Raw genomic sequence first — 20,971 nt, forward strand, 5'->3', positions numbered from 1 at the left:
GAACCATGCGGTTCTGTGCGCTTATGCGGTATTAGCAGTCATTTCTGGCTGTTATCCCCCAGTATAAGGCAGGTTACCCACGCGTTACTCACCCGTCCGCCACTAGAAACAAGCTAAATCTGCCGAAGCTTCAATAAAATGTTTCCCGTTCGACTTGCATGTGTTAAGCACGCCGCCAGCGTTCATCCTGAGCCAGGATCAAACTCTCTGATAAAGTGTTTGATGTACTCAAGACAACCAACTAGCTTAGTTATCTCTCGTCATTACTGTTATAAAAAGTTCATTCATTCGAATGATGATTCGTTAAGAATTTTCGAGAATCGTATGTGTTTCACTGTTTAGTTATCAAGGTTGTTTATCTGTCGTTGTCTGTCCGACAGCTTGTTTATATTACCACAAGCATTTTCGTTTGTCAACAACTTTTTTTAATTTCTTTTAAAAAACTTTTGAAGTTTTTCAAAATGAAATCCCGCTTCCTCAGAAGCGAGATTCAGTATATCATCAGAGTTGCCATTCGTCAACCCCTTTTTTCAATTTTTTTGATTTTTTTACATTATTTGACATTTGTGCTCAATTTCCGTAGAAAACACTCATAAACACTTTCACAAATATATTCTGATTATACAGGAAATTCAGTACTGTATCCTGCTCAACAAGAGCCATTCCCTGTTTTCCAATCGTGGTATCACAGAGCAGCGTCAGGATCAGAAACCCGATCCAGATAAAGATTATGCACTTCGCACCACCCACTACACCTCCGGCAATTTTATTCACGCCCTTTATCACAGGAAGATTTGTCAGAACATTCAGTATATAACTCAACAGTCTGATCACGATTGCAGAAATTATAAAGGATAAAAGAAATGATATTCCATTTACGATCATGACAGCCAGCGAATCTGCTATATATTCCGCAAACGTACTGACTGCAAGATAGCGGTATGTCTCTGCAGTATTATTTTCCATAAGAGAAGTTTTCAATATGTCCGGAAGTTCCATTTTTTCCATTATCTGCGTCTGTTCTTCTTTATCCAAAGCTTTCTGGCTGCCTGTCTGTTCCATGACCAGTTCCTGGCAGTTACTCTGAACAATATTATAAACAGGTGTATACTCTCTCACAAATGTATTTACATATGGATTAATCACCCATACAAGGAGAAAGGATATGATCATAAAAAAAGCAGATACGATTTCTTTTACAAAGCCTCTGCGAAATCCGGAAGCGCATGCAAAAATAATCAGTGCAAGCACCACAATGCCAAGCCAAGTCCAGCTTATGTCCATTTCATTCTCCTTAACTGAGTTTTATCACATTTACACCAGTATCCATAACAAGCAAATACTTATTCCACCCCAATTTGAAAAAATCTTTCACTGTTCCATCCACACTTCCAAAATATTTCTCGGAACCGTTGCTATTCAACACGCAAAGCTGGGAACTGTTGTACATAACAATATAATCATCACTCATTCTGATAGTGGTATATGGAATATTAAAATCCTTGCTAAATTTCAGCTTGCCAGCAGAAGAATATACCTGCATGGTATACTGTTTGTCTTTGCTGTCATTTTTAAATACCAGGCCAATGTTGTCTTCATCATAAAAAGTACTGATAATCTCCTGCTCAACCTGGACTGTTTTCAGTTCTTTGGGAATCTGACGCCCGGAATATATGGTAAATCCGTCATCCCGAAGTGCAACTGCATTGCTGCCAAGATACTGAATCTGCGGAACTACTACTCCATCATACGTGTACCCGCTTACAATACGGTCATCTTCGTTCTGTCCAACTTCTCCGAAATTATAAAAAGCTATGTAACTGGTGGTCTCGCTGCTGTCCACAAACTGATATGCCACCATCATCACAACGCCATTATCTGCCAGTGCCACATCCATAGGATATCCAGGATCCTGAATATTAGTCTGATTTTCTGCCACAAGACTTCCATCTAAATTGTAAAAATTAATCCAGGTGTGGTCGTCGCCATCCAGAATTGCTGCTGCCATTCCTGTTTTGGAAACTTTTGCCTTCACAATACTGTAAGAAGTAGATACAGTCCCGGTAATTCCATTTTTGTCAAGAAAAACCATGGATGTACCATCTTTATCAGCAATCACGGCACAGTCACCACAAACATCTGCCACAGGATTCTGCATGTCATATGTCTGTGACCATACGGTTTCCAACTTGTTATTTACAAGAGATACCTCGTCGGAGCTATAGCGCAGAATCTTACCTGACAGATAAGTGTACTGGGTGGAAACAGTATCCTCCTGCTCACTGGTCACCTGTACTTTATAGTTTCGGTAAGTTCTTTTTTCCAGAAAAAGAAAGCCTGCTAAGACCACAAATACAGCAATCAGTATCACGGCAACCGGTTTCAGCACAGCTTTCTTTCTTCGCAAAGCAGCTTTGATTTTTCTTCTCGCAGCTTCATTTCCACTAGCTCCGGCCTGGGCTTTTTCCAGATGGCGTTTCTCGGCCAGAAGTCGTTTCCGCCGCAGTTTCTTTTTGATATTTTTGAATGTGTTTGCCATAATTTAACCTTGCCTTGTATTTTCTATTTTTTCGATTATACCACATCCGGTCAAGGTAATACAATCATTTGCCCCGGATAAATCACCTGGTTTTCTTCCAGATTATTCAGGCGGCAGATTTCCGGGATGGCATCCATATTTCCATAATGGGAAATACTGATCTGGTATAAAGTATCGCCTGGTTTGATCACATAAGTTTCGTATATGCCGTCAGATGAGGCCTGTGCACTGGAATCCGTCTGTTCTTCTGCGTTAGTGCTCTGTTTCTTTATTTTCCGTTCATCAGCTTCCTGGGAAAAAGTTTCCGTCTGATCCACCGTTTCTGCCGGCTCCTCAGCTTTTGTCTGTTCTGCTGCTTCCGCCTCATTTGCAAAATCAGATTCGCTGTCCTGCCAGCTATTCCAGGTTTCATCACTTATTTCTGTGTCAGCAGCTTCCTGCGTTATTTTTGGAGTCACCGAAGCATTTTTTTCCAGCTGCTCTTGCGTACTTTCCTCCTGTTTCGAAACATCCAGGCTCTGATTCGTGTCATTTTCGGCCTGCTTTTCCCCTTCCGATGCATCTGCCTCTGTTTTTTCTGACATAACAGTCACTGCATAATCATCTTCAGGCTGCACCGGCAAGCCACCGTAATTTCTGTAAAAGCCCGCGCCTACAGCTAATACAGCAAGTACCAGACAGGCCGTTGCTGCATATGAAAAAACAGAGGTACGCTCCATTTCCTCCTGGGGCTTTTCCTCTGTCTTTTCTGCTTTCTTTGTTTTCTTGTTCCGGATGATTTTCCGAAAAGATACAACCGCCTCGTCAGACACATTTTCTGTAAATTCCGGCGCAAAATCTTTATTTTTTTCAATCATGTACTCCTGCATCAGCGGATTTTTCTCATAATAAATGTAATATCCCCGCTGCCGGACCATAAGGCCATTTTCAAAGAAGAAGAAAGCTTCTTCTTTTTCTGCAGGTTCCATAAGCATAAGCACTTTTTCACCGCCAAAATACCGAAGATGGATTCGGGTCAGCAATTCGTCTGTTTCCATATACATCTGAGGGCGCGAAAAAAACCAGCCTGTTATTTCCTGTCCCGGAAAATATTTTGCCTGGTCTTCCTGTATTTTTGCCCATATTTTTTCAGAGAAATCAATATGATCTGATGCAGCTTCCATATCTTCCACCATCAAAGCTCCCCGGATGAAAAGATAGGTTATACCATTGTTCCATTTTGTTTCGCCTGTAAAAACAGCTACACAGCCTTGTTCTTTTCCGGAACCGACCGCATTCCTGGCAAGCCTTGTCAGAAATGTGTATACGTAATCTTCAATATAAATACGCATATTTCCGGTTGTCAGTCCTACCTGACGTATGTTTCTCGGCAGATTAAAAAGATTTTCCCCATTTTTCGCCTCCTGTTTCTCTTCTTTGTAGATAACTTCTATCATAGTCACATCACCCCTTCGGGTATGAGAATATCACATGAGAAATGCAGATTTTAGCGGAATATAAGACCTGTTTCACAGAATTTTGCGACAGTTTTTGCAAAGGAAATATTTGTCGGGATGAAGGGTACAGCGAACTGCTGCAATTGAATTCCGGCAGAATGTCACGTAAAGTGCAGCATATAGATTTCGATATGTTTTTTTGTACTCAGCCAGGTGCATATTTTTTCCAGATATAGGATAAGATGGATTATATCAGACAGCTGCAGCTGCAAATTATCGTCCATAAGCAATCGGGCAAGTTTGCTTATTTATGAAATTTTTAAAGCAGGAGAACTTTTATGCCTTTTTATGTAAATACCCAAAAGCCAGATTCTTCCAGAGAAATTGCACGGCTTCTGGGAAAATGTATTAAGCGTCATAAACGGGACTGGACTGAAATTGTGTTTTTGTGCATTGGAAGTGACCGGGTAACCGGAGACTGTCTGGGACCTTATGTGGGCTATCGTTTAAGTCAGCATCAGCTTCCAGGAATTTTTGTCTACGGTACATTAAGTCAGCCTGTTCATGCCGTCAATCTGTCCGATATAACGGACTTTATTTCAAAGAACCATCCGTTTGCCCTTGTAATTGCTATAGACGCGTCTCTAGGCGATGAAAGACATTTGGGCTATGTGACAATCGGAAACGGCTCTCTTTACCCAGGTGCGGCTGTTCAGAAAGATCTGCCGCCTGTGGGGGATATTTATATTACTGGAATTGTAAATATTGCAGGAATTCTGGAATATCTGACTTTACAGACAACAAGACTGTCCACTGTGATCACGCTGGCTGACACCATTGCACAAGGGATTCTTGGAAATTTTATATAACAATACGGCAAACAGAAGCTTTCACTTCCATTTGCCGTATACTTATTTAGCATATCACTTTTTCGGATTTCCAAAAGGTCTTCTGCAAAAACAGACATAACGCCTGCCGGCGCCAGCACCATATAGGAAAGGTACAGCCAATTAGATAAATGCTTTGATCTGTTTATAGATACCGGCTGCATCAAGACCGTATTTCTCAAGAAGAGCAACAGCCGGGCCAGACTCTCCGTAAACATCATTGATACCAATACGTTTAACCGGTACAGGCGCTTTCTCAGCAAGGCACTCGCATACAGCACCACCAAGGCCGCCGATGATAGAATGCTCTTCAACAGTAACAACTTTTCCTGTTTCCTTGGCAGCTGCTACAACAAGCTCCTCATCGAGAGGTTTGATGGTATGAATGTTAATAACCTTTGCATCGATTCCTTCTTCTGCCAGTTTCGCAGCTGCTTCCAGAGACGGAGCTACGCAAAGTCCGTTTGCAATAATGGTAAGGTCTTTTCCCTCGCGGAGAACAATACCTTTGCCAAGTTCAAATTTATAATCCGGATTATCATTGATAACCGGAACAGCAAGACGACCAAATCTCATGTAAACAGGACCTACATGCTCATAAGCTGCCTCTACCATTGCTTTTGCTTCAATATCATCAGACGGGCATGCAACAATCATTCCCGGAATTGTGCGCATAAGTGCAAAATCCTCGCAGCACTGGTGCGTAGCACCATCCTCACCAACGGAAATTCCGCCGTGGGTAGCACCAATCTTAACATTCAGCTTCGGATATCCAACAGAGTTGCGAACCTGCTCAAAAGCACGTCCTGCAGCAAACATAGCAAAAGTACTTGCGAAAGGCACTTTTCCAGTTGTTGCGATTCCGGCAGCAATTCCCATCATGTTGCACTCTGCAATACCGCAGTCGATATGACGCTCCGGGAATGCTTTCTTAAAGATTCCGGTCTGTGTAGCTGCAGCAAGGTCAGCGTCCAGAACAACCAGATCATCATGTTTTTTTCCAAGTTCTACGAGAGCGTTACCATAACTTGCTCTGGTGGCAATCTTCTTTACTTCTGACATAATGCTTCACCTACCTTTTCCAAATCTGCCATAGCCTGTGCGTACTCTTCATCGTTCGGAGCTTTTCCATGCCAGCCAACCTGGTTCTCCATGAAAGATACCCCTTTGCCTTTTACTGTTTTCATAACGATCGCAGTCGGCATTCCTTTCACAGTCTTTGCCTCGTCAAAAGCAGCGCGCAGCTGCGCCATGTCATTTCCATCAGCTACATTTATTACATGGAAATTGAATGCTTCGAATTTCTTATCGATCGGGTATGGGGAGCATACGTCCTCAACTTTACCATCGATCTGAAGACCATTGTTATCAACGATCACTACAAGATTGTCCAGTTTTCTTGCTCCTGCAAACATTGCAGCTTCCCATACCTGACCCTCCTGAATCTCGCCGTCTCCAAGAAGTGTGTATACACGATAGCTGTCATTTGATAATTTTGCTGAAAGTGCCATTCCAACTGCTGCAGAGATTCCCTGTCCAAGAGAACCGCTGGACATGTCGACGCCTGGAATATGCTTCATATCCGGATGTCCCTGAAGGTAAGATCCGAGATGACGAAGTGTCACCAGATCCTCTTTCGGGAAATAACCTCTCTCAGCCAGTACAGAATACAGACCTGGTGCAGTATGACCTTTGGAAAGGACAAAACGGTCGCGATCTGCTTTCTTCGGATCCTTAGGATCAATATTCATTTCCTCAAAATAAAGATAAGTAAACAAATCTGCTGCTGATAAAGATCCGCCTGGATGACCAGCTTTAGCAGCATGCAGTGCTGTTACGATGTCTTTGCGGACTTCGTTGGCAACTTTCTGAAGCTCTAAATTCTCCATTTTCAATTCTCCTTATTATTTCCCTTGATATCATGATGTGCGAATCACAACCGGATTGAATTCTTACGTAAAATAATTTCTCGGTTAATTATTCTCCAAATACAGCCTTGTAATCATTCTGGAATTTAACAATACCAGCGTCTGTCAGCGGATGATGAGTCATCTGCTCAAGTACTTTAAATGGTACAGTAGCGATATCAGCACCTGCAAGTGCGCACTGTGTTACATGCATTGGATGACGTACACTTGCTGCGATGATCTCGGTATCGATGCCTGCAACTGCAAACATATCAGCGATCTGGCGAATGAGCTCAACACCGTCTGTAGAGATATCATCCAGTCTTCCAAGGAATGGAGATACATATGTAGCACCAGCTCTTGCTGCAAGAAGTGCCTGGTTAGCGCTGAAGATCAGAGTTACATTTGTCTTGATACCTTCTTTTGAAAGAACTTTAACTGCTTTCAGACCTTCGCATGTCATAGGAATTTTTACAACCATGTTCGGATGGATTTTGGCAATCTCGCGTCCCTCACGGATCATTCCCTCTGCATCTGTTGTAGTAGCTTTAACCTCGCCGCTGATCGGTCCATCGACGATCTCTGTGATCTCTTTGATTACTTCATTGAAATCTCTTCCCTCTTTCGCGATCAGGGATGGATTTGTAGTTACGCCACAGATAATTCCCATATCGTTAGCTGCCTTAATATCTTCTACTTTTGCTGTGTCAATAAAAAATTTCATGATTTCTTCCTCCTAAATGAATTAGACTAGAGCGTTGCAGCGCTTCCTTTGTCTTGCACTGTTCATATGCTTTCATTATAGCAGACTTCATTTACAGGTCAAGGCAGAGAGCAAATTATTAATAAAATTTCAATTAATAATTTCATCTATTATTAATCATTCTATAGTTTGTTAGTATGGTATCAATCAATTTTCTACTGTATCAATCAGTTTTTCCAGCAATTTTACCAGATGTTTTTTTTAAATTATTACTAATAATTTCCAGTAAATTATTTATTTAAACTTATTTTCTTCGGATTTTTCGTTTATGGGATCCGGTTTATCCATACGTGCATAACCGGTGGTTTTTCGCACAATAATCTTGGGATTATACTCAATATTATATACACTTGTGGGACGGATGCCTTCCCCGAAACGGATGCCTGTATCGATTTTCCGGATGATAATGTCACAGGCATCCCTGCCCTTCAGATCAACGAAGTGATCAATGGTAGTCAGTGACACTCTGCGAATTCCGGAATAAAAAATATTGTCGCAGCCGATCACAGATACATCCTTCGGCACTCTCAGACGGGCATCCTGAAGAGCATCCACAGCACCAATGGCCATCATGTCATTCTGTCCGGCAATGGCAGTAAATCTGCTGCCATCCTCCAGAAGAGACCTGGTCAGGGCATAGCCCATAGAATACTCGGAATCCGTCTTAGGATTGCGACGGTCAACGGATTCGTCAGCAGCCCGGATGATCACATGTCCGGAAAGCCCAGCCTTCTCAAACTCACGGACAAAACCATCCACTCGTCTGGAACGCTGCCACTGTCTTCTGGTAAGCGGCGGCGTAATAAAGGCCACATCCCGATGTCCCAGATCCAGCAGATGCCTCGCCATAAGTCGTCCCACTTCTGTGTTGTCCTGATTAATAGCATCTACTGTACTGATTTTTTCTTTGTTGCTAATGATGACCAGCGGAATGCTTCTTGCCATCTCTTCTACCTGGCTGATATAGTCCGGGTGGGGATTGCAGGCATAAATGATCCCCTGGGGTGCCATGGCGCGTATCATGCGCAGATACTTCTCTTCCAGCCTGGCATCACGCTGGGTATTGCAGATGAAAACTCCGTAGCCACGCTCGTTGGCTACCGCCTCGATTCCCTGAAGGAGCATCACATAGTAAGGGCTGGTAATAGTTGGGCAAAAGACAACAATCATTTTTTCCTTTTTGTTCTCTTTTTTATTTTTGTGGCCCGGAAGCTGATAGCCCAGTTCTCTGGCCGCGCTTTCCACTTTTTCCACTGTTTCTCGGGAAAAAGAAACATTGTACTTATGGTTCAGAACCATGGAAACCGTTGCCTGGGAAACTCCCGCTTTCTCTGCCACATCTGATGAAGTCACTTTTTTGCGTGCCACAAAAATCACCTCCTGCCATCTTACAGTTCTACCCTGCCCTCCAGTGCCCGAAGCAGGGTAACCTCATCAATGTATTCCAGGTCACCGCCTACTGGCACACCACTGGCAATACGGCTGACCTTGATCCCGGTGGGCTTGATCAGCTTACTGATATACATTGCTGTAGTCTCTCCCTCCAGACTGGAGTTGGTGGCAATGATCACTTCTTTTACATCTCCCTGAAGTCGCATGATCAGCTCTTTCAGCTTGATATCATCCGGACCAATTCCCAGCATAGGGGATATTGCGCCGTGAAGTACATGATAAACTCCATCAAATTTACCGGTTTTTTCATAAGCAGCAAGATCCCTGGTGTTCTCCACTACCATAATCGTACTGTGATCTCTTTTGGGATTGCTGCAGATTGGGCACATTTCTTTATCCGTAAGGGTGTAGCAGCACTTACAGTACTGTACGTTCATCCGGGCATCGGTGATGGCATTGGTAAGCTGCTGCACCTGTTCCTTTGGCATATTCATAATATGAAAAGCCAGGCGCTGGGCAGACTTTGCCCCGATTCCCGGAAGATGGGAAAACTGCTCAATCAGTTTATTGATATGACTGCTGTAGTATTCCATCAGAATGGAAGACCCCCGCCAAGTCCTCCCAGACCTCCTGTAAGTTTGGACATTACAGCCTGGTTCTCCTGCTCAACCTTGCGAAGTGCTTCATTAGTTGCTGCAACAATAAGATCTTCAAGCATCTCGATGTCATCCGGATCTACAACTTCCTCTGCAAGCTTCACCTTGGTCACTTCTCTCTTACCTGAGATAGTTACTTCTACAGCTCCGCCGCCGGCTGCTGCAGTAAACTCTTTCTCCTCGAGAGCTTTCTGGTTCTCTTCCATCTGGCGCTGCATTTTCTGCGCCTGCTTCATAAGGTTATTCATGTTTCCTGGCATACCCATGCCTGGAAATCCTCCACGCTTTGCCATTACAAAGTCCTCCTTTAACTGTTCTGATTTCATGCTGGATTCCGCATTTCTGATTTTTCAAACAGGCTCTATAACATTTGCGGCAGCAAAAATCATTTTTCATAACAATATTCACATTTTCTGCAAATATTATTAATTTACTTCTCGTTCGTCGCTTTCACGGCAACTCTTATGTTGCTGCACAAAAATCAAACAGCAACACTCTTATTCTTCTGCATCGTCAGGATCTTCCTCCACAACAACATCCATATGGATATTCTCCCGGAGAGCCTGATCTACAGTAACCTTGGCAAGATTGGTATGGTTGTGTTCTTTTGCCACCACCATCTTAAGTTCTACACTCTTGCCAGTCTGGGCCAGGATGATATTCTTCAGTTCTTCCTCTGCTTCCGGATTATCTACATAGGTTTTTCCAAGGAAATCCTGGAATTCAATGTAGAGAACCGGTTCACCGGTCTGGCCATTGTATTTGGGAATAGACTTCTGGAGCATCTGTTTGAAAATACCGCTGGTCTGACCTACGATCACCTTCCAGCTGGCTACAATCTTCTGCAGATCCTCGGGTGCTGCCTTCTCAGGTGCTGCTGCCATGGCTTCTGCACTGCCATACGATCCGATTCCTGTACTTCCGGCGTTGCCAGTGGCTCCCGGCTGAACAAATACCTGTTGAACAGGCCGCTCGTCCATGCGCTGTTCCAGAACACGAAGACGATCCAGGACAGAATCCAGATTGGTCTCCATCGCCGGACGGCACAGTTTGATCAGGGCAATCTCCACCAAAACACGCTTCTGGGTGGAATAGCGTATCTGACTGGACAGGTCAGAAAAAATACGGATGTAGCGCATCAGCGTCTCTACATCCACCATCTCACTTTCTTCTCTTAGAAGTTTCAGATTCTCAGATGATACATCAATGGCTTCCTCCGGATTCTCGGAGGTTTTTACCAGAAGGAGATTACGCATGTACCAGGTAAAATCTCCCACAAACTGTCCAAGCTCTCTTCCGCCTATGATCAAATCCTCAAGAGTGCGTATCGCACCTGTCACATCTCCCTGGAGCACTTTTCGCAAAAGCTTGCTGAACACTTCCGTATCCACAGCTCCCAGAACCTCCAGGACTTTGTCATAAGTCAGTGTCTGCCCCAGATAAAAGGCAATGCACTGATCCAGAAGGCTTAGTGCATCTCGCATGGAACCGTCTCCGGCTTTTGCCACATAACGGACGGCTTTTTCTTCTGCCTCTACGCCTTCGATTTTCAGAAGTTCATCCAGCCTTGCCGCAATGGTATCAATAGTGATGCGGTGAAAATCGTATCGCTGACATCTGGACAAAATAGTGATCGGTATCTTGTAGGCCTCTGTGGTGGCAAGAATGAAGATAACATAAGACGGAGGTTCCTCCAGTGTTTTCAGAAGAGCATTAAACGCTCCTGTCGAAAGCATGTGAACCTCGTCGATAATGTATACCTTATAGTTTCCCTCAGTAGGACGATAGGCCACCTCCTCACGGATCTCACGGATATTGTCAACGCCGTTATTGGACGCTGCATCGATCTCGATCACGTTCATGGAGGTGCCAGCCTGTATCGCCTTACACATGTCACATTCACCACAGGGACTTCCATTTACCGGATGCTGGCAGTTTACTGCTTTTGCCAGTATTTTTGCAACGGTAGTCTTACCGGTTCCTCGGGTGCCGCAAAACAGATACGCGTGACCAATACGGTTATGCTTGATCTGATTGGTCAGGGTAGTTACAATGTGATCCTGTCCCTTGACATCGTCAAAATTATCCGGTCTGAACTTCCGGTATAGAGCAGTATAGCTCATTTATGGAAACTCCTTTCTAACAGCAGGGAATCAATCGCCGAAGCTGATTCCGATCTGCTTTGCAGCCTTAACGGTCTGGTCTTTCGGAGAAACCATTTTCAGCTTGCCGGCACATTCTTCAAGAGGTACTCTCTTGATTTTGCCATTTACAATACCGATCATGATGCCATATTCTCCGTCCAGAATAGCCTCTGCTGCTCCTGCTCCGATTCTTGTGGAAAGCACACGATCATATGCACATGGTGCCCCACCTCGCTGTGTATGTCCCGGAACTGTAATGCGTACCTCAGAACCAAGCTTCTGGGTAATCTTGTCTGCAATTTCATAGGATACGGAAGGATACTTCTTCGCGCGGTCTTCCAGCTTTTTCTTGTAATCTTTCTTGGAAAGAAGGGCATCCTCTTTGGAAATGGCGCCTTCTGCCACTGCAAGAATGGTGAAACGCTTGCCAGCTTTAGATCTCTTCTGGATAGCTGCAACTACTTTCTCAATGTCGTATGGGATTTCCGGAATCAGGATAATATCTGCTCCGCCGGCAATTCCTGCGTGCAGAGTAAGGCTTCCTACCTTGTGTCCCATAACTTCTACGATAAATACACGGCCATGGGATGCTGCTGTTGTATGAATGCAGTCGATAGCGTTTGTTGCAATATTTACTGCACTCTGGAACCCGAATGTCATATCTGTACCCCAGATATCATTGTCGATGGTCTTAGGCAGATGGATGATATTCAGACCTTCTTCTCTTAAGAGGTTGGCTGTTTTCTGGGTTCCGTTTCCTCCGAGGATTACAAGACAGTCAAGACAAAGCTTGTAATAAGTCTGCTTCATAGCCTCTACCTTGTCCAGTCCATTGGCATCCGGTACGCGCATAAGCTTAAACGGCTGTCTGGATGTTCCAAGAATAGTTCCGCCCTGTGTAAGGATTCCGGAAAAATCCCTGGATGTAAGCATACGGTATTTGCCGTAGATCAGTCCCTTATATCCATCATCAAATCCGTAAACTTCCAGGTCATCAATGCTGTTTGTAAGCCCTTTTACAACTCCCCGCATGGTGGCATTCAGTGCCTGGCAGTCACCGCCGCTTGTTAATAAGCCGATTCTTTTAATCATAGTACCCTCCATTTCTGTGTCTCTAGAGCGTGTTTCAAAAATCATTCCAGCAAGCTGCGCGCTCCAGTAAAAACTACATTTTGAAATTTGATCCGCGAGCTCTGTTCGTTACTGATCACAAAGTGAGCAGTGACCGCTGTTCTGTTACGTCTGGGCAGCGTAAAAATCGCGGGGCAAGTTTGTTTATATTATATAATATTTCCCGTTCTGACACAACAAGTAATTTGCAACCAGATATTTCTGGAGCCGGCTTGTTACTGTTCACTCCGTGACCAGTAACGCGCTTCGCGATGCACAGAAATCATGCATTCGCATGATTTCGCGCCGCAATTCTCGGGTTTTCTGTGAACTTTGTTCACAAAAAACACCTCGCGGAATGTTACCAGTGAACAGTAACGCCGGCTTGACAATACATTAAATTTTTTTGCTGTTTTGCAGCAGTGGCTTGACAAATCCACAGTCTTCCTTTATAATTAAATTCCGCGCAGCCGGGGAGATAGCGGTGCCCTGTACCTGCAATCCGCTACAGCAGGGGTGATGCCAATCTGAGGCTTGTATCTTGTGGAGCTGCCCTTTATAAGTGGCGTTGACGTTTGGGTCTTACGCAACAGGACTCTATGAACCGTGTCAGGACAGGAATGTAGCAGCACTAAGTAGAATCTCCTGTGTGCCGTGAGGGTGCCTGGGCTGAGTTAACTGTAGAGGTAACGTCTGTGAGACCATTCCGAGGTGCGGCGCGCGAAAGAAGAGGATTGTGGAACGTCTGTGAGGACGTTCTTTTTTTGTGTTAAAAAAGATTTCTGCAAAATGGGGCGGGCAAATTACGGGAATGCTTTTTCAAACAGGCTCTGGCGCGGTACGCCCCAGGCAAACAAAAAGACACATATTGTATCAGGGCTGTGAATGTATTGTTCACGCCATTTTTACAATATGTGTCCTATTTTTAGTTTGCTATTCTATTTTGAATGCAAGCTGTGAAAAATCATTTGCACAGCTCCGCTACGACCTGATTGATCACCTTGCCGTCAGCCTTGCCCTTCAGCTCTGGCATAATAGTCTTCATGATCTGTCCTTTGTTTCCAGAAGCGATCAGGTCTGCATGTTTCTCTGTAAGGTAAGCCTTGATCTCCGAAGCGTCCATCAGCTTTGGAGCGTATTTCGCAATCACATCATATCTTGCCTGATATTCATCTTTCAGATCCTGTCTGGATTCCGGACAGGTGTCGATCTGCTCTTTCACAGATTTCAGCTCTTTCAGGATAACACGGTCAACCAGTTCGCCACTGATATCGTCACGGCAGCCTTCGTCGATTGCCACCTTCTTCACTGCGGAAATCAGGGAAGAGACTGCATCCTTTGTTACTTTATCCTTTGCTTTCATGGCAGCTACCATGTCTTTTCTCAATGCTTCAAGTTCCATTGTATTTTCCTCCTGTCATTTTCTATGTGGTTGTTTACATAATGTTCCACAACGTTCCATCAAATCATAATTCTTTCATCCTGTGGCATTTCAGACGACTTGATGTATTTTTTGCTTTGTTTTTTATCATACCACTAATTTTCTGATTTTCCAACCTGCTCTGCCAAAGATTTTTTCAGCATTTTCTTCTTTTCCCGAAGCTCGCGAAAAAAATCGGAAAGCATGATGGAACACTCTTCCTGAAGGACACCGCGGATTACTTCTACCTTGTGGTTAAAGCCATCCATTTCCAAAAGATTCAGCACAGAACCGGCACATCCTGCTTTTGGATTCATGCTGCCGATAACCACACGGTCAATTCTGGACTGCATAAGCGCTCCGGCGCACATCTGGCAAGGCTCTAAGGTTACATACATCGTGCAGCCTTCCAGTCTCCAGTCTCCTAATTTTTTGCTTGCCTTTTTAATCGCGTTCAATTCTGCGTGAGAAAGGGTATTCTTGTCCGTGTTTCTCCGATTATAGCCTCTTGCAATGATCTGCCCGTTGCAAACGATCACACAGCCAATTGGCACCTCTTCCAATGCCCGGGCTTTCTTTGCCTGGCGAATAGCCTCTTTCATATAACGTTCCTGATCTGTAAGCATTTTTTACCTTTACTTTCTACTACTTTATGGTGAATCTCGGCATTTTTGCCGCTGCGCTGTCATTTTCATTTCAGGCGCCGCAGCGGCAATAGCTTTATTATAGGCAGTTCGCACAGGGATGTCAATTTTAACAACCGGCAGGTGGATCAATCGCACGGTACCAGTACCCTCCCCTGCCTTTTTTCACCTTGATACAGTTGCTTTCTTTGAAGCAGGAAAAGCCGAACATGCCTGCCATAAACTGTTCCTGCTGGTCGTAGCTTCCGGGTACACCAAGTATGTACCGGCCATTTGATCTGTGGCACAGAAGGAGATGTCCGAAATTGTAGTATCCGTATTGCAAAAAACGGTTGTTGCGAAGGGCGCATTGTCTTCTTGGAAAATGGACCAGATCCTGGGGTGTAATTTTCCAGCACTGGTTCAGATCGCTGTCTTGGAACGGGCAGAAGGGCTGACCAAATGGGAGTGCTATGGTTTTCTCCTTTTCCTCTTGTTTTGTATTTACTCTACAGGTAATTTTTTGCTCTGCTTCCCATATTTCCCCCACGGTTGGCTCATCTTTTGCTTGTGGTTCATCACTTATCATTTCTTCTGCTTCTAGCAGATCATCCTGCATTTGTTCCACCACATCCTCCACTTCATGCCTGTCATCTAAATCAGGTGTGGAATCTGTTTCCGGCTTGCTTTCATTCTCCAGCTTTTCTTCTGCTTTCTCTTTTATTATTTCACATACGGTACCAGTTTCTTCTTTCTTTATTATACTTTCCTTAAAATTCTCCGGGCGGATTGTCTGGTCATCCCACTCTGTTCCAAAAAAGTCTCCCGATTCTGTAAGCAAAATCATACCTCCCATTTTTTCCAGAGGAATTCCCGAGCCCCCCATATCCGTTCCGTCTGTTTCCACCAGACATTCGATTCTATTTGCCTCCGTTTTGCAGCTGCCCAGCAAAATTCCATTCATCAGTCCCTCTTTTCGCACAAATCCATATACTTTGCACACTTCTCCTGCTGCCAGGTTTCCTACCTGAAGATGTGGTTCAATTGTACACATGTGATTTCTCACTTCCACCTTCATAAAGCCACAATTATCTTCCTTTTTCCCTTTTCGGTATTCATATACATATGCGATAAAACGCCGATATCCCACCAACTGACGCCCTCCCCTTTTTATGCATCTCACTCATTAATGTATATGAAAAAACAGAATTTTCATTCATAAAAACGCATTCTGTTTCACTTGGAACATCTGTTCAAATGAATTAATTTAATTGCCTCTCCCCAAATAAGACCTGGTTAATTTCAATTCTTTTTGAAATTTTTTGAATTTTTTCAATTTTTCTGTTGACAAGCCAGTATATTCTATGTATAATATCACTTGCAGTTGACGAAGTGTGGCTCAGTTTGGTAGAGCGCTGCGTTCGGGACGCAGAGGTCGTGGGTTCGAATCCCGTCACTTCGACTACTTGGCAGGGGCGCCGAAATTCTTGAGAAATCAAGGGTTTCGGTGTTTTTTTATGTTTAAATTTTCTTCTTTTTTCGAAAGCTATATTCTATTTTAACTATTTAGGTATAGAAATATTTATTTTTTGTGCTAAAATATCTTTATCGGGCAGAGAGGATTTTCCTCTCCCAGAGTTTGTTGAAACAAGCTCTAACACAAAAGCAAAATACCATAAAAGCACCAGGAGGATGAACATGAAAAGAAAAAGAAAAAGAAATTTGTATCATTTATGGTTTTGTTTTGCCATGCTTCTGTTTCTGGCGGTTCCTTTTAAAGTAAAGGCGGAAACTGCCACAACGCCAGTAAGCATTTCTGTACAATATGGACAGACAGAAGCACGAACAATTCTGAATATGATCAATGAAATGCGTACAAGCAGCACAGACGCATGGTATTGGAAGCAAGACGATACAACCAAAACATATTGCACAAATCTGCAGCCATTGCAGTATGATTACGATCTGGAAAAAACAGCTATGCAAAGGGCCGCTGAAATTGCAATTATTTATTCCCATACACGTCCAAATAACAAAGACACCTTCTCCGCATTTTATGAAAATTCAGTATATTATACTTATGCAGGCGAAAATATAGCTGCGGGATATGGAACTGCTGACAGTGTCAACGACGGCTGGAGGGAAGATAACGAGCTTTACGCCGGTCAGGGACACAGACGAAATATGCTTAATTCTAAATTCAACTGTGTCGGAATCGGTCATGTATACTACAATGGCTTTCACTATTGGGTGGAAAATTTTGCATACAGAGATAAAGTTAATACCACCCCTGTAAGTGCAGACAACACAGAAACTACCCTTACAATTCCAGTTGCAACATCAAAAATTTCTAATTTTAATATTACTTTTGACAAAGATGAGTATTCTTTAAAAACAGGTGAAAGCACTTCCATTTCCGTATCAGATCCAGCGATTTCCGTTTTCGGACACTGGGGTTCCAGATTTGTTTTTGTGACTGATACCCCAGATCTAACAATTGCTGATTCGACAGTCGCTACCCTTTCGGGTTCCATAACTGGAATTTCTGAAGGCGATACTACAATTAGTGCTTCTCTTTACGGTCTGACCGCGCACCAGACAGCTGCTGTCAAAGTACATAATTGTGAAAATCACTGGGACGATGGAAAAATAACCACACCCCCCACCTGCACTAAAACTGGCGTAAAACAATACACCTGCACCATCTGCAGCGAGACTAAAACAGAAGAAATTGCTGCATTAGGTCACGATTACAGTTCCGACTGGACTATCGATACCGCTGCTGCCTGCGAAACAGTCGGCAGCAAGAGCCATCACTGCACACGCTGTGACAGCAAAAAAGATGTAACTGAAATTCCTGCTTCCGGCAAGCACACCTGGAATAACGGTGTAATCACCAAACCTGCAACAATTGCAGAAGAAGGCGTAAAAACATACACCTGTACTATTTGTGGTGTAACGAGAACTGAGACAATTGCCAAGCTTCCAATGCCAACCGTGACTCCGGTTCCAACAGCCACACCAACACCGGCAATCACTTCTGCCCCAACTGTAACACCGACTCCATCCGTTTCAGTTGGAACAAAAATTACAGATAAAAAAACTGGAAACATATACAAAGTTACAAGCAGCCGTTCTTCCAGCCAGACAGTTGCCTTTATTGGAAATAAAGTAAAAACCAGTGTCATCATTCCAACTACAATAAAAATAAAAGGTGCCACCTACAAAGTAACTGAAATTTCCACCAATGCTTTCAAAAATAACCGTAAGCTGAAAAAAGTGGTAATTGGTCAGAATATTGTAAGAATAGGTAAAAATGCATTCTACGGCTGCAAAAAACTTACTTCCATTACCATCAAATCCAGCCGGCTTACATTAAAGAACATTGGCAAAAACGCATTCAAAAATACAAGTCCAAAAGCTACTGTAAAAGTTCCGAAAAAGCAGAAAGCTCTTTATAACCAGATCCTTAAGAAACGGGGACTTAATAAAAAAGCTAAAGTCAAATAAATAATCTTTAAAACACAAAGAACCGGATTCCGCAAAGTGCTGGATATCCGGTTCTCTGTATTTTTCCGCGAGAGCTGCTTTATTTACTCCACCGACTCGGCTGTTCCTGGCAGATCCGGTTCCACTGGCAATCGCCGCAGATTTTCGTTCTTTTTCCCGTTTCAATGATTTTTTTCTGTACTGCTTCGGTAAATTCCGGGAATGCAAGTTTCTGACCTTCTTTTAAGCCGCATTCTGCCAGCACTGCATTGTCATATCTTTTCACCTTCTCGGCTGCCTCGCAGATTCCCTGGCTATTGTTTGGACAGGCTGAGCAGATTTCGTCAGTTTTTACTGTGAGACAAACATCTGCCCCTTTTGTAAAAAGCTCCAGCATTTCCTGCATATGGGCTGTAAATCCAGTGCTGTAGCCATTTCCGATAAAAAACGCCAGGCACATCCCGTGGTGAGGGCGAATGGGATATGTCTGACGTTCTTTTTTACTGCATTGGTACAAGCTTACGTACCCTTCTGGACAAAACAAATGCCAGAGCGATCTTTACAAGGTCAGGAATGATAAATGGAATTACGCACCAGCCCAGTACGGTTCCAAGTCCGACAGCTCCGGAGGTTCTTGTATATACAACCATGAACCAGATAGTTCCCATTGCGTAGCAGACAATCAGTCCGACTACCATGGAAAGAATCTGAATAACAGGCTTTTTGCCCCAGAGAGATTCCATAGCCCACATTACCAGGGCGGAGAAAAGAAATCCGATGATGTAACCGCCGGTATTGTTAAGAAGAATACCAAGTCCTCCTGAAAATCCTGCAAATACAGGAACACCAATAGCTCCAAGTAAAATGTAAACCAGTACAGCCAGGCTGCCTCTCTTTCCGCCAAGCACACCAACAGCCATAAATACACCAAATGTCTGTAATGTAAACGGCACTGTCATTGGAATGGAAATCCAGGAACAGATTGCGATCAGTACGGCGAAAATAGCTATGTATGCCAGGTCGTATGTTTTTGTCTTTGTTGCGGTTACGGTACTCATATTCTCCTCCTCGAGTAGATATTATTTTTGTCAGATACAATCTAACACAGTTTAGCGCAGATTGTCAACCTGTTATTTGTTTTTGGTTTACAATTCTCTTTATGAAGAATCTGGACATGTTTCCTGCATACGTGCTATACTGCTGTAAAGTGGAGGATAAAAAATTTGTGTCAAACATATAAAATTGCAATTTGTGATGACTTTGCCGCAGACAGAAAATATCTTTCTTCTCTGTGTGAAAGATGGAGCAGGCATAACTGTTATCGTATACAGATTTCAGAATTTACATCAGCCGAAAATTTTTTGTTTAATTATGCCGAGAAAAAAGATTTTGACATCCTTCTCCTTGATATAGAAATGGGTGCTATGGATGGTGTTACCATGGCAAGGAAGCTGCGGCAAGATAATCATACCGTACAAATTATATTCATCACCGGATACGCAGACTATATTTCTGACGGATATGAAGTAGATGCCCTTCACTATCTGATGAAGCCCATACAAGAAGAGAAGTTCTTTACAGTTCTTGACCGTGCAGTCACGAAGCTTATCAAAAACGAAAAGGTTCTCAACATAATCAGTCAGGGTGAGATGATTCGTCTGCCCATCTGTCAGATCAATTATGCAGAGGTAAACAGCAATTATATTACGATTCACAGTCAACAGACTATCACCCTAAAAATGACCTTAAGCGAGTTGGAAAAAAAGCTGGATTTTCATTTTTTCAGAGCGGGACGTTCTGCTTTGGTAAATCTGAAAAAAATCAGCCGAGTCACAAAAAAAGAGATTTATTTGCAGGATGGAAGTATAATCCCCCTTCCACGCGGCGCTTATGAGAAGGTTAACCGGGCAATCATTAATATGGACTGATTTGGGAGATTGAAATGCATTTATTTTCGAAAAAAGCAGCTAAAAAAATGGCTGCATATCAGAAGGAACTGATTGAAACTCACTATCAGGAGGTTGATAATATGTACCGCCAGATGCGAGGCTGGCGCCATGATTATCGCAATCATATCCAAACAATGAAGGCTTATGCAGCCACAGAAAACTGGGACGCAATCAGACATTATCTCGATCTTCTTGACAAGGATCTTACCACAGTAGATACTGTGATAAAAACCGGAAATGCCATGACAGATGCTATTTTAAATTCTAAAATATCACTGGCACGGTCCAAAGATATTCAGGTAATTGCAGATGCTGACATTCCTGTTAAGCTGAATTCCTCTGAAATTGATCTTTGCTGTATTATTGGAAATTTATTCGACAATGCCATAGAAGCCAGCCTGCAGCTTCCCAAAGAAAAACGACTGATCCGCATTTATATGGACATGAAAAACACGCAGTTATACATTTCTTTCACTAACTTTACAGCGGGAAAGAAGTTGAAAAAACAGGGAAATCTTTTTAAAAGTACAAAAGGTGATGGTCATGGTCTGGGGCTGATCCGTATTGATGATATAGTAAAGCGATCTGATGGATATATCAGCCGAAACAGTGAAGAGGGCGCCTTTACCACTGAGATTTTACTGCCCCAGTTATAA

Annotated in this window: 20 protein-coding genes, 1 tRNA gene, 1 rRNA gene, 1 other RNA gene and 1 pseudogene; 7 read left to right on the plus strand and 17 right to left on the minus strand. The window is 43.3% G+C overall.

The annotated features are described in order from the left end of the window. The 4 genes from AB5706_RS21535 to AB5706_RS21550 all read right to left on the minus strand — a co-directional run. Nucleotides 1-214 (minus strand): 16S ribosomal RNA (locus tag AB5706_RS21535); the annotation flags it as partial. Between the two features lie 356 nt (nucleotides 215-570). Further along, nucleotides 571-1,284, minus strand: a complete 714-nt coding sequence (locus AB5706_RS21540) for a CvpA family protein (RefSeq protein ID WP_179988326.1) — start codon at nucleotides 1,282-1,284, stop codon at nucleotides 571-573. 10 nt (nucleotides 1,285-1,294) lie between these two features. Then, the gene (locus AB5706_RS21545; protein WP_226836651.1) at nucleotides 1,295-2,539 is read right to left on the minus strand and encodes a DUF5711 family protein; all 1,245 of its coding nucleotides are present in this window, start codon (nucleotides 2,537-2,539) and stop codon (nucleotides 1,295-1,297) included. Nucleotides 2,540-2,589: 50 nt separating this feature from the next. Beyond that, a complete protein-coding gene (locus tag AB5706_RS21550; protein ID WP_226836649.1) occupies nucleotides 2,590-3,975 on the minus strand; it encodes a LysM peptidoglycan-binding domain-containing protein in 1,386 nt (461 codons plus the stop codon). A 338-nt stretch (nucleotides 3,976-4,313) separates the two neighbouring features. Between AB5706_RS21550 and yyaC the strand changes: the two genes are divergently transcribed. Beyond that, nucleotides 4,314-4,844, plus strand: a complete 531-nt coding sequence (yyaC, locus tag AB5706_RS21555) for a spore protease YyaC (protein ID WP_148463555.1) — start codon at nucleotides 4,314-4,316, stop codon at nucleotides 4,842-4,844. A gap of 141 nt (nucleotides 4,845-4,985) precedes the next feature. Here the strand turns inward: yyaC and AB5706_RS21560 are convergent, their stop codons facing one another. From AB5706_RS21560 to AB5706_RS21595, 8 genes are all read right to left on the minus strand, one after another. Beyond that, complete coding sequence (locus AB5706_RS21560) at nucleotides 4,986-5,924, minus strand: transketolase family protein (RefSeq protein ID WP_173772814.1); 939 nt, start codon at nucleotides 5,922-5,924, stop codon at nucleotides 4,986-4,988. Next, complete coding sequence (locus AB5706_RS21565; protein ID WP_118577967.1) at nucleotides 5,912-6,751, minus strand: transketolase; 840 nt, start codon at nucleotides 6,749-6,751, stop codon at nucleotides 5,912-5,914. Before AB5706_RS21565 ends, AB5706_RS21560 begins: the two co-directional genes overlap by 13 nt. An 88-nt stretch (nucleotides 6,752-6,839) precedes the next feature. Beyond that, nucleotides 6,840-7,493 (minus strand): fructose-6-phosphate aldolase, encoded by a 654-nt coding sequence (gene fsa / locus AB5706_RS21570; RefSeq protein WP_021924793.1) that lies wholly within the window; start codon nucleotides 7,491-7,493, stop codon nucleotides 6,840-6,842. Nucleotides 7,494-7,766: 273 nt separating this feature from the next. Then, complete coding sequence (locus AB5706_RS21575) at nucleotides 7,767-8,900, minus strand: LacI family DNA-binding transcriptional regulator (RefSeq protein ID WP_226836647.1); 1,134 nt, start codon at nucleotides 8,898-8,900, stop codon at nucleotides 7,767-7,769. Between the two features lie 20 nt (nucleotides 8,901-8,920). Further along, a complete protein-coding gene (recR, locus tag AB5706_RS21580; RefSeq protein ID WP_118577969.1) occupies nucleotides 8,921-9,517 on the minus strand; it encodes a recombination mediator RecR in 597 nt (198 codons plus the stop codon). Beyond that, nucleotides 9,517-9,873 carry a YbaB/EbfC family nucleoid-associated protein gene (locus AB5706_RS21585; protein WP_021924790.1) on the minus strand — a complete coding sequence of 119 codons (357 nt, stop codon included), beginning with the start codon at nucleotides 9,871-9,873 and terminating at the stop codon, nucleotides 9,517-9,519. Before AB5706_RS21585 ends, recR begins: the two co-directional genes overlap by 1 nt. A gap of 204 nt (nucleotides 9,874-10,077) precedes the next feature. Further along, nucleotides 10,078-11,703: a DNA polymerase III subunit gamma/tau gene (gene dnaX / locus AB5706_RS21590; protein ID WP_173736550.1), complete on the minus strand. Its 1,626-nt coding sequence runs from the start codon at nucleotides 11,701-11,703 to the stop codon at nucleotides 10,078-10,080. Nucleotides 11,704-11,733: 30 nt separating this feature from the next. Further along, nucleotides 11,734-12,813 carry a 6-phosphofructokinase gene (locus tag AB5706_RS21595; RefSeq protein WP_347160960.1) on the minus strand — a complete coding sequence of 360 codons (1,080 nt, stop codon included), beginning with the start codon at nucleotides 12,811-12,813 and terminating at the stop codon, nucleotides 11,734-11,736. Nucleotides 12,814-13,296: 483 nt separating this feature from the next. Here AB5706_RS21595 and ffs point away from each other — a divergent pair. Then, an RNA gene (gene ffs / locus AB5706_RS21600) (signal recognition particle sRNA large type) lies at nucleotides 13,297-13,558 on the plus strand. Between the two features lie 42 nt (nucleotides 13,559-13,600). Next, nucleotides 13,601-13,675 (plus strand): annotated as a pseudogene (locus tag AB5706_RS21605) (DUF6783 domain-containing protein); the annotation flags it as partial. 123 nt (nucleotides 13,676-13,798) lie between these two features. On the opposite strand, the gene AB5706_RS21610 reads toward AB5706_RS21605, so the two are convergent. The 3 genes from AB5706_RS21610 to AB5706_RS21620 form a co-directional block, all read right to left on the minus strand. After that, nucleotides 13,799-14,236: a GatB/YqeY domain-containing protein gene (locus AB5706_RS21610; protein ID WP_118577971.1), complete on the minus strand. Its 438-nt coding sequence runs from the start codon at nucleotides 14,234-14,236 to the stop codon at nucleotides 13,799-13,801. Between the two features lie 134 nt (nucleotides 14,237-14,370). Further along, on the minus strand, nucleotides 14,371-14,880 hold the full coding sequence (tadA, locus tag AB5706_RS21615; RefSeq protein WP_118577972.1) for a tRNA adenosine(34) deaminase TadA: 510 nt from the start codon (nucleotides 14,878-14,880) through the stop codon (nucleotides 14,371-14,373). A gap of 127 nt (nucleotides 14,881-15,007) precedes the next feature. Then, nucleotides 15,008-16,027: a DUF6128 domain-containing protein gene (locus AB5706_RS21620; protein ID WP_237963532.1), complete on the minus strand. Its 1,020-nt coding sequence runs from the start codon at nucleotides 16,025-16,027 to the stop codon at nucleotides 15,008-15,010. Nucleotides 16,028-16,265: 238 nt separating this feature from the next. Here AB5706_RS21620 and AB5706_RS21625 point away from each other — a divergent pair. Both AB5706_RS21625 and AB5706_RS21630 read left to right on the plus strand, forming a co-directional pair. Further along, nucleotides 16,266-16,339 (plus strand) — tRNA-Pro (locus AB5706_RS21625). 236 nt (nucleotides 16,340-16,575) lie between these two features. Further along, entirely contained in the window at nucleotides 16,576-18,387 is a 1,812-nt protein-coding gene (locus AB5706_RS21630) for a leucine-rich repeat protein (protein WP_347160958.1), read from the plus strand. A gap of 79 nt (nucleotides 18,388-18,466) precedes the next feature. Here the strand turns inward: AB5706_RS21630 and AB5706_RS21635 are convergent, their stop codons facing one another. Together AB5706_RS21635 and AB5706_RS21640 are read right to left on the minus strand one after the other, a co-directional pair. Then, nucleotides 18,467-18,883, minus strand: a complete 417-nt coding sequence (locus tag AB5706_RS21635; RefSeq protein WP_306467730.1) for a DUF1284 domain-containing protein — start codon at nucleotides 18,881-18,883, stop codon at nucleotides 18,467-18,469. After that, nucleotides 18,867-19,424, minus strand: a complete 558-nt coding sequence (locus AB5706_RS21640; RefSeq protein WP_148463559.1) for a biotin transporter BioY — start codon at nucleotides 19,422-19,424, stop codon at nucleotides 18,867-18,869. The genes AB5706_RS21635 and AB5706_RS21640 overlap by 17 nt, the downstream gene beginning before the upstream one ends. A gap of 165 nt (nucleotides 19,425-19,589) precedes the next feature. Here AB5706_RS21640 and AB5706_RS21645 point away from each other — a divergent pair, with 165 nt between their 5' ends. Then, nucleotides 19,590-20,294, plus strand: coding sequence for a LytR/AlgR family response regulator transcription factor (locus tag AB5706_RS21645; protein WP_368366314.1), 705 nt, complete (start codon nucleotides 19,590-19,592; stop codon nucleotides 20,292-20,294). A gap of 14 nt (nucleotides 20,295-20,308) precedes the next feature. Further along, nucleotides 20,309-20,971 (plus strand): sensor histidine kinase, encoded by a 663-nt coding sequence (locus tag AB5706_RS21650; RefSeq protein WP_148463561.1) that lies wholly within the window; start codon nucleotides 20,309-20,311, stop codon nucleotides 20,969-20,971.

Origin of the sequence: Ruminococcus sp. RTP21484sp1_RTP21277st1_D2_RTP21277_210401, assembly GCF_040924225.1 — a bacterium.
GTDB lineage: Bacteria > Bacillota > Clostridia > Lachnospirales > Lachnospiraceae > Blautia_A > Blautia_A faecis.